This is a genomic window from Pseudarthrobacter sp. HLT1-3 (assembly GCF_059383535.1).
Genome location: NZ_JBWZCJ010000031.1, coordinates 20,907 through 29,147 on the forward strand (window position 1 = coordinate 20,907; position 8,241 = coordinate 29,147).

Here is an 8,241-nt window from a genome sequence, read left to right on the forward strand (position 1 = left end):
CGCGCTGATCTCCAGGTCACTCGTGGATTTCGATAACGGTTTACTGTGGGCACTGCATAACGTCGAGTGGCCTGAGTTCGACTGCTGAAGGATCCGAGGGGAGCCGGCACCCGTCCCGTCGACGGGTACCAATTAGCGGATCGACGGGGCAGATTCGGCTGCGCGGCGTCGCCGTGTGGTGAGTTTGCGCAGCTCTTCGACCCAGAGGATGAGCGAGCCGGTCATCACGGCGGTGAGCCATTGTCCGGCGGTCAGGTCGGTGGTGTCGAACAGGCTATGCAGGGCGGGTGTGTGGACGACGGCGACCTGCAAAACCACGACGACGGCCAGCGAGGTCCAGATGGCGCCGTTGGTGAGGGTGCGGGCGGAGAAGACGGAGAGGGACTCTGAGCGGACGTTGAGGAGATTGAAAACCTGGAAGAACACAAAGGCGGTGAACGCCAAGGTGGTGATGCCCGCAGGGTCAATGTCAGGGAACCATGTGGGTGCGAGCAGCAGCAGGGCCAGGGTGCCGGCGGTCATGACTGCGGCGGCGAGCAGGATCCGTCCGATGCGGGAGCGGGTCAGTAGGGGTTCGCGGGCCGGCCGGGGCGGGCGGAGCATCACGTCGGGCTCGGTGGGCTCAACGCCCAGCGCCAGGGCCGGGGGGCCGTCCATGATGATGTTCACCCAGAGGATCTGCAGGGCGGTGAACGGGGCGCCGCCAGCTATGCCCAGCACACCGCAGATTAAGAACAGCATGACGAACCCCCACGAGGTGGAGAGCTGGAATCGGACGAATTTGAGGATGTTGTCGTAGATGCCGCGGCCCTCCCGCACGGCCGCGACGATGGTGGAGAAGTTGTCGTCGGTGAGGATCATCCGGGCAGCGCCCTTGGACACGTCGGTGCCGGTGATGCCCATAGCCACCCCGATGTCTGCCTGCTTCAGCGCCGGGGCGTCATTCACCCCGTCGCCGGTCATCGCCACCACCTCGCCGCGGCTCTGCAGTGCCTTGACGAAGCGGATCTTGTGTTCGGGCGCGACGCGGGCGAGCACCCCGTAACGGGGGGCACGCTCGCGCAGGGCGGTGTCGTCGAACTCGTCGAGTTCGGCGCCTGAGGCTGCCTTTCCATGAATGTTTAGGGCGGCTGCGATGGCGGAGGCGGTACGAAGGTGGTCGCCGGTGATCATGTGTACGGCGATGCCCGCGCGCTGGGCCACCTTGATGGCTTCGGCAGCCTCTTGACGGGGCGGGTCTGTGATTCCCACCACGCAATAGATGATCAGGCCGGTAGCCAGTTCCCGCAGTGTCTGACCGTCGAGCGGCAGGGGGCTGGCGCCGGGGGCGCCGTCGTCCAGTGTGCGTCCTGCGATCATCAGGGTTCGTAGACCCTCATCGGCCAGCTCGTCCACGGAGGCCCGGATGTGGTGACGGTCCTCGTCGGTGAGCGGACGGGGTCCGTCCGCGCCGAGCACCCAATCAGCACGCTCCAGCAGGACACCGGGGGCGCCCTTGACGAAGATCCGGTAGTCGGCCTCGGTGGTGTCACCCATGCGGAATGTTTGCTCGTGGAAAGTGGCCTGGAATTTGTAGTCGGAGTCGAAGGGCACTTCCTGCAGGCGCGGATGGGCCTTGCGGGCCCCGTCGACGTCGAGCCCGCCCTTCTCAGCCAAAACTACCAAGGCCCCGTCGGTGGGGTCCCCGACCAGCTGCCCGTCGCGCACGGTGGCGTCGTTGCACAGAGCCATGGCCAAGTAGGCGTCCGGGAAGGCGCCGGGTGCGGTGTCGTCGGGGCTGAGGACGCGTCCATCCGTGGAGTAGCCCTGGCCGGTCACCCTGAAGGCGTGGCCGTCGACGAGCAGACGTCTGGCTGTCATTTCGTTGAGGGTGAGGGTGCCGGTCTTGTCAGAAACGATGTGGCTGGTGGAGCCGAGCGTCTCCACGGCGGAGAGCTGTTTGATGATCGCCCCCCGAGCGGCCAGCCGGTTGGCGCCCATAGCCAGAGTGAAGGCTACAACGGCGGTTAGTCCTTCGGGGATCGTGGCCACAGCCAGGGACACAGAGGTCAGCAGCAGGTCGTGGAGGGTTTCCCCGCGCAGCAACCCGAGAACGAAGACGATGGCCACGACGACAAACGCGACGATGGTCAGCAGCCGTGCGAGCCGGTCGACACGGCGCTGCAGCGGGGTCCTGGAGTCACCGGCGCCGGCCAGCTGTTCGGCAATCGCACCCATCTGCGTCCCCATGCCCGTGTCCGTGACGATAACGGTGCCGCGTCCCCGCGTGACTTCTGTGTTCATGAACACCATGCCGGTACGGTCCCCCAAGGGTCCCGCCGGATGGGTGATCGACTCAGGGTCTTTGTCCACAGGCAGGGACTCGCCTGTCAGGGCCGCCTCAGCTAGCTGCAACTGGGAGGCTTCGATCACCCGCCCGTCCGCGGGCACCGAGTCCCCGGCCTCCAGGAGGACAACGTCGCCGGGCACCAGCTCCGCCCGGTCAACCTCCTGGACGCGTCCGTTCCGTCGTACCCGGGTGGTGTCCACCGACATCTTCCGCAGCGCGGCCAAGGAATTCTCCGCACGCGCCTCCTGAACGTAGTTCAGGAGGGCGTTGAATACCCCCACGATGAGGATGACGACTGGAGTTTCCCATTCGCGCGACACGAAGGCCGAGACGACCGCCGCGAGAACCAGCACGATGGTCATTTTGTCCGATAGTAACCGGAACATCTTCCTCCACACCGGTGTGCTGGCCGGCTCCGCCAGCACGTTCGGGCCGTGCTTGCTGATCCGTTCAGCCACCAGTCCACCGGGCAGGCCCTCGCCGGGATCCACGCCGAGCGCCTCCGCAACCTGGCTGGAAGAGATGGTGTGCCAGGGGGAAGTCATGGGGCTTCGTCCACTTTCGGTTGGTGCGCGATGATGATTGGATTCTATTCGGTAGGCGCCGGCGAGGGTGGACGTATTGTGCCCCTGGTGCAGTCACCTGGATTGGCAGAGATTCTCTTATTTCCAACCATGGTGACCTCGACAAGCGGTAGCGAATGCCGCGGCAGCCCCCCGGTAACAGTGACGTCCGGAAAGACCGAATCCTGCTAGCCGCCTGTGAGGAGTCCGCCGCCAGGAGATTCCTTGGCGCGACCGTGCGCTGGATCGCTGGGAAGGCGGGCGATGATGTGCCCTTCTCGTGCGCTACCTAGCCCCAGCACTCCTGATTGCCGCCGCCAGCCTGCCCGGGCGGCATGAAAGCAATCATCTATGATGAGTGCATAGACATGCACATATGTAACTAAGGGGTTTGGCTGATGTTGTCAGTTCTGCGGAATGTGACCTACCGGCGGCTGTTCACCGCGCAGATCGTTGCCCTGATCGGCACCGGCCTGCTCACCGTCGCGCTGGGGCTGCTGGCTTACGATCTGGCCGGCAGCAACGCTGGCGCCGTGCTCGGTACCGCTTTGACGATCAAGATGCTGGCCTATGTGGTTCTGGCCCCGGTGATCAATGCGCTCGTGGCGCGGTGGCCGAAGAAACGAGTCCTGATCGGAGCGGACCTGATCCGTGCCGCGATGGCGCTGTGTCTGCCGTTCATCAGCGACGTGTGGCAGATCTACGTCGTGATCTTCCTGCTTCAGAGTGCGTCGGCGACGTTCACCCCGGCGTTCCAGTCCCTGATCCCGACCATCCTGAAGGATGAGAGGGACTACACGCGGGCCCTGTCGCTGTCCCGGCTCGCCTATGACATGGAGGCCCTGGTCAGTCCGGCCATCGCCGCGCTGCTGCTGACCCTGGTCAGCTACAATAACCTCTTCATCGGCACCGTCGCAGGCTTCGTCTTCTCCGCGTTGATGGTCGCGATCACCGCCCTGCCCCGGGCCACCGCCTCCGGTCCCCCGCAGACGTCGCTGTGGCACCGGACGACCCTGGGTGCCAGGATTTTCTGGCGAAACCGCCGCCTGCGGTCACTGCTGGCACTGAACCTCGTCGTCGCGGCCCCGACGGCACTGGTGCTGGTCAACACTGTCGTCTACGTCCGGGACGTTCTGCACCGTCCCGACACGGACCTGGCCCTGGCGCTGGCCTGCTTCGGGGTCGGGTCCATGATCGTGGCCCTGTCCGCGCCACGGGTCTTGGACCGGTTCGGGGACCGGGCCGTGATGCTCTCCGGCGCCGCCGTCATTCCGTTCGTCCTGGCCGGCGCGGCGGCGCTGACTCTGATGGGCGTCCCCGGGTCGGGCTGGTGGCTGCTGCTGGGCCTGTGGTTCCTGCTCGGAGCCGCCAACTCCACCATCCTCACACCCTCCGCGCGGCTGTTGCGGGACGCGTCCACGGAGGAGACCCGGCCGTACGTGTTCACGGCCCAGTTCTCCCTCTCGCACGCCTGCTACATCCTGACGTATCCGCTGGCCGGGTGGGTCGGAGCGATGGCCGGTTTGGGCTGGGCTGCCGTGGCACTGACAATTATTGCGATGATAGGCAGTGCAGGTGCATTCCTGTCCTGGCCCCGGCACCACGCCGCAGCAGCCAAGGAACCGGAGACAGAAGGAGCAGCACGTTGAGCAGTCAACCTGACAGAGCACCTGTCCCCGCCCCTCAGATTCCGTCCCTGGCCCATCCGGTCACCCCGGGACCGCAACTGCTCGAAACCGCCGCCGGCACGTTGCGGATGCTCGCGGAACCGACCCGCCTGCACCTGCTCTGGCAGCTCGCCGACGGACCGAAAACCGTCACTGAGCTCACGGCCGCGGCCGGGGTGCCTCGGACCGTGGCCAGCCAGCACCTGGCCAAACTGCGACTGAGCGGACTCGTGGACACCCGCAAAGACGGGCGCCACGTCATCTACTCCCTCCACGACGGACACCTCGTCCGGCTCATCCGGGAGACCATCAACCACGCCGACCACCGGATCACCGGCGAACCCACCCACGGCTGACCACCCCCCGGATGCCTGCTGACGTCCTGCCGCCAAGTGCCGAGCCCGCACGGGCCGTGGCACCCTTGCCGTTCCTTCGTTCGTTGACTCGGCGTCGCAACTCTTCGCGGGGTTCAACCGGAACCGCTTGGTCTAGAGGAGCCATCGGTAGACCGTGGCGCGAGCCTTTTTAGAAGGCGATGGAACTGGATATCCCGCACAACGACTTCACTGTTTGGATGGTCCCGCCTCCCGGGACCTGGCCGGACCCGCCCCGTCGACCACCTGAATGCCAGCCCAACTCCCATGCTCAGCGCGCCGGAATCCCACCGCTGGTGCTAGAACTGGCTCTTGACCGCGCCGGCGGTGTCTAGCGTTGGCCCATGGGATTCATCTACGACAACCCGGGCCTAGCACCGTTCTGTATGAGAGCTTCCTCGCAACCCGATGACGACCCAGTTTGCACCTATTCGAGGCCTCGCCGAATGGCCCGGTCGGGATTTTCTTCAGGAGGACCGAGTTGTCATCGTCGGCCCGTCAGCCCCCGCACGAAGGGTGCTTTCCCCAAAGCGGTCCGTTCGACGCGTTCAACAACGTGTACGTCCACCGCGGTGTCGACTACACCGGCTTCCTTGAGCGCGCCGGCTACGGCAGTCGAAACCCGATCGGTGGAGGCTCCGGGTGTGAGGCCCGCCATGAGGATCCGCAGTCCGGAGGCCTCCTGGATGACCTGCCACCCCGAGGCGCCGGCCTGGTCGAGGACGTGGTGGAACACGATTGGATGGACACTTACGTTGCCTTCCTTACCTGGCAGCTGCAGGACGTCTTCGACCCGCCCCTCAATCTCCGCCAGAACGGTGAAGGAGCGCCCGCAGGGGCATCCCCGTCCGGCCAGCCTGACAGTGTCGGACATTTCGTAGCGGATCAGTGGAAGGGTGCGGGAGAACAGGACTGTGACGAGGAGCTTGGCCCCGGTTGTCCCCGGTGGCACGGGGTTTCCGTGCTGGTCCACCGGTTCGATGATCAGCAGGTCCTCGTAGACGTGGCGGTGCCGGTAGGTGCAGGGGGAGGCGATCCCGGCCGTTTCGGTGGCGGCGTAGACATCGAAGGGGGCGCTTCCCTAGGCCGCCTCCAATTCAGATGCGGTGTGTGGGCTGAGGACTTCGGAGGCGGACATCACGCTCTCGGGTGAGATGCGCAGCCGGCCGGCGCGCTGTTCAGCCGCGAGGGGTTTCAGTGCTGAGGCGTACCCGACGAGGATCCGGGGTCGGAACCGGTTCAGCGCGTCCACCGTCTCGTCCATGGGTGCGGTGACGTCCAGACGGAGCGTGGGGACGAATCCGGAGCGCAGGGACGCACCGACGACGGCGGACTGGTGCGTTGGGACGCGGGAGCTGACCAAGGCCATTTTCACGGGGCGGGTCAACGGCGGAGATTCCGGCCCAGTGCAGGCCGCGGACCTCTACGACGGTACGTTTCAGAAGCGCAGTCATCGCTCCTCCTTCTACGCCGGTGCTGGCCGGCGGGACGGCCGGATCAGCAGGTCGGCTGCGGCTGCTGGCATGTGCCGGTTGGTGATCGGGTGCGGGATTGGGGCCGGAAGGCAAGGTGCGTCCTTTGGCAAAATGAGGGAATCCGGGGAGGGCGGCGGGCTCCGTCCACCCGTAGCCGGACCTTCATTGCATATGGGCTTTCGCCCGGGACGTCGTTTTCCGGTTAAACCGAACGTATACCCCCTAGGGGTATGCGTCAATGTCTCTGCCCTGCCATGGCGGCGGATGACGTTCAGCGTCCCTGGTGCCCTATAAGACTTGGCCCTAGGGCGCCCATGGCTTGCCTCCTGACGGCGCGCAGGCGCACGAGCGCCCTTGCCGTTCATTATCAACCCGCCCGGCCTGCCGCATCAGAGTCTTTTGTCACCCCGCCCTGGCCTCGCCGGCCGCGGGTCAGGCGGCCGCTTTCCCCAGGAGGACCCAGGGGACTCTAAACCAGATGACGGGGGCCTGGCCTCAGGGGTCAAACGGGAGCCCGCGGCTCCCGTGAGCCACGCCAGGAACGCTGCCCCCTCCGAGGAAGGGGATAGCAGAACCATACTGAAGGCTCTTGCGTCCTATACCCCCGGGGGGTATCATGTGAGTGTTGCCGGTGACGTGATTTGTCCGGGTCCCATGCCGCTACAGCCGTTCAACCACAACAGCCCCCCTTTATCCCTCGCTGCGAAGGAAAACTGACATGTGTGGAACAGCCGAAACACGAACCCAACTCCCCCTGGCATCAAGCACGCAGCACGGCTGCAGCTGCTGCGCCCCCGCGGCCGAAACGCAGGCCGCGGCTCCGGCCGCCGCCATGTCGGAGCCCCAGGTGTCCGGTGCGCAGTACGCCTTGGAAGGGCTGACCTGCGGGCACTGCGTCCAGACCGTCGAAAAGGCCGTGTCCCGGGTATCCGGGGTCCAGTCAGCGGCCGTGGACCTGGTTCCGGGCGGCACGTCGCGTCTCAGTGTCACCGGCACCGCAGACCAGGCGGCGCTGACTGAGGCCGTGCGCTCCTCCGGCTACGCCCTGACCGGCGCGAAGTAGCCTTTCCACGTCCTTGGCCGCGAAGGCCTTGGTTCCCGGGTGCCCAAGGGAATTCCTGTGTTTAGTGTCCTCCGGTGTGTTCGCTGGTGTGGCCCGGGGTGGGTACCGGGCCCGGGGTCACGTCCGCTCCGGTGCCGCTGATGGCCGGGCCGATGACAAACGCTGACAGGGAGAACATGGCGACGAAGACCAGCAGTCCCAGTGCCGGTGCGATCCAGCTGCCGAACCGCCGGTAGAGGCGGACCAGCATGGGAATGGATGCCAGAAGCCCGAGTGCCCCGAACAGTGCGGTGCCGCCGGATCCGGCCACCAGTGCGGTTCCGGCGAGCAGCCCTATGTGGTGCAGGACGTGCGGAAGGAGGCCCATGATCAGACCCACCGCTCCGACCACCATGTGCCACAACGCGTGGAGCCTGCCCCGGACGGTCCGCGCCGGAACCGTCCCGCCGTCGGGGACGGCCGGCGGATGCAGGCCGGAGGAGTGGTCACCGGTCACGGCCGCTGCCTTCACCGGATGGGTTCCCCTTGCGGGTCAACTGATCACTCATTCCTCGCCTGCGGTCCGGGACCGGTTCCGGAGCACGAGCACCGGGCAGGGGGCGTGATGGAGGACCTGGGTGGACACGGAGCCGAGCAGCAGCCCGGCGAATCCGCCGAGACCGCGGGAACCCACAACCAGCAGGTCAGCGTTCCCGGCGGCCCGCAGGAGCACGGCGGCCGCGTTTCCCTGGACAATGTCCCCGGTGACCGTCACGCCCTCTCTGTCGACG

Annotated in this window: 8 protein-coding genes; 3 read left to right on the top strand and 5 right to left on the bottom strand. The window is 66.2% G+C overall.

The window, feature by feature from the left end:
* Positions 1–132 precede the first annotated feature (132 nt).
* On the bottom strand, positions 133–2,874 hold the full coding sequence (locus AC50X9_RS19390) for a cation-translocating P-type ATPase (RefSeq protein WP_494896341.1): 2,742 nt from the start codon (positions 2,872–2,874) through the stop codon (positions 133–135).
* Positions 2,875–3,290: 416 nt separating this feature from the next.
* Here AC50X9_RS19390 and AC50X9_RS19395 point away from each other — a divergent pair, with 416 nt between their 5' ends.
* Positions 3,291–4,541: an MFS transporter gene (locus tag AC50X9_RS19395; protein WP_494896343.1), complete on the top strand. Its 1,251-nt coding sequence runs from the start codon at positions 3,291–3,293 to the stop codon at positions 4,539–4,541.
* Positions 4,538–4,915: an ArsR/SmtB family transcription factor gene (locus AC50X9_RS19400; protein WP_494896345.1), complete on the top strand. Its 378-nt coding sequence runs from the start codon at positions 4,538–4,540 to the stop codon at positions 4,913–4,915. Before AC50X9_RS19395 ends, AC50X9_RS19400 begins: the two co-directional genes overlap by 4 nt.
* Positions 4,916–5,417: 502 nt before the next feature.
* Here the strand turns inward: AC50X9_RS19400 and AC50X9_RS19405 are convergent.
* Positions 5,418–5,906, bottom strand: a complete 489-nt coding sequence (locus tag AC50X9_RS19405) for a hypothetical protein (protein WP_494896347.1) — start codon at positions 5,904–5,906, stop codon at positions 5,418–5,420.
* 108 nt (positions 5,907–6,014) lie between these two features.
* Positions 6,015–6,308 carry a hypothetical protein gene (locus tag AC50X9_RS19410; protein WP_494896348.1) on the bottom strand — a complete coding sequence of 98 codons (294 nt, stop codon included), beginning with the start codon at positions 6,306–6,308 and terminating at the stop codon, positions 6,015–6,017.
* Positions 6,309–7,126: 818 nt separating this feature from the next.
* On the opposite strand from AC50X9_RS19410, the gene AC50X9_RS19415 reads away from it, so the two are divergent.
* Positions 7,127–7,471 carry a heavy-metal-associated domain-containing protein gene (locus tag AC50X9_RS19415; protein WP_494896350.1) on the top strand — a complete coding sequence of 115 codons (345 nt, stop codon included), beginning with the start codon at positions 7,127–7,129 and terminating at the stop codon, positions 7,469–7,471.
* A 61-nt stretch (positions 7,472–7,532) separates the two neighbouring features.
* Here AC50X9_RS19415 and AC50X9_RS19420 read toward each other — a convergent pair whose 3' ends face one another.
* Together AC50X9_RS19420 and AC50X9_RS19425 are read right to left on the bottom strand one after the other, a co-directional pair.
* Positions 7,533–7,967 carry a hypothetical protein gene (locus AC50X9_RS19420; RefSeq protein WP_494896351.1) on the bottom strand — a complete coding sequence of 145 codons (435 nt, stop codon included), beginning with the start codon at positions 7,965–7,967 and terminating at the stop codon, positions 7,533–7,535.
* A gap of 48 nt (positions 7,968–8,015) precedes the next feature.
* A partial coding sequence (locus tag AC50X9_RS19425; RefSeq protein ID WP_494896353.1) for a universal stress protein occupies positions 8,016–8,241 on the bottom strand: 226 nt, incomplete at its 5' end.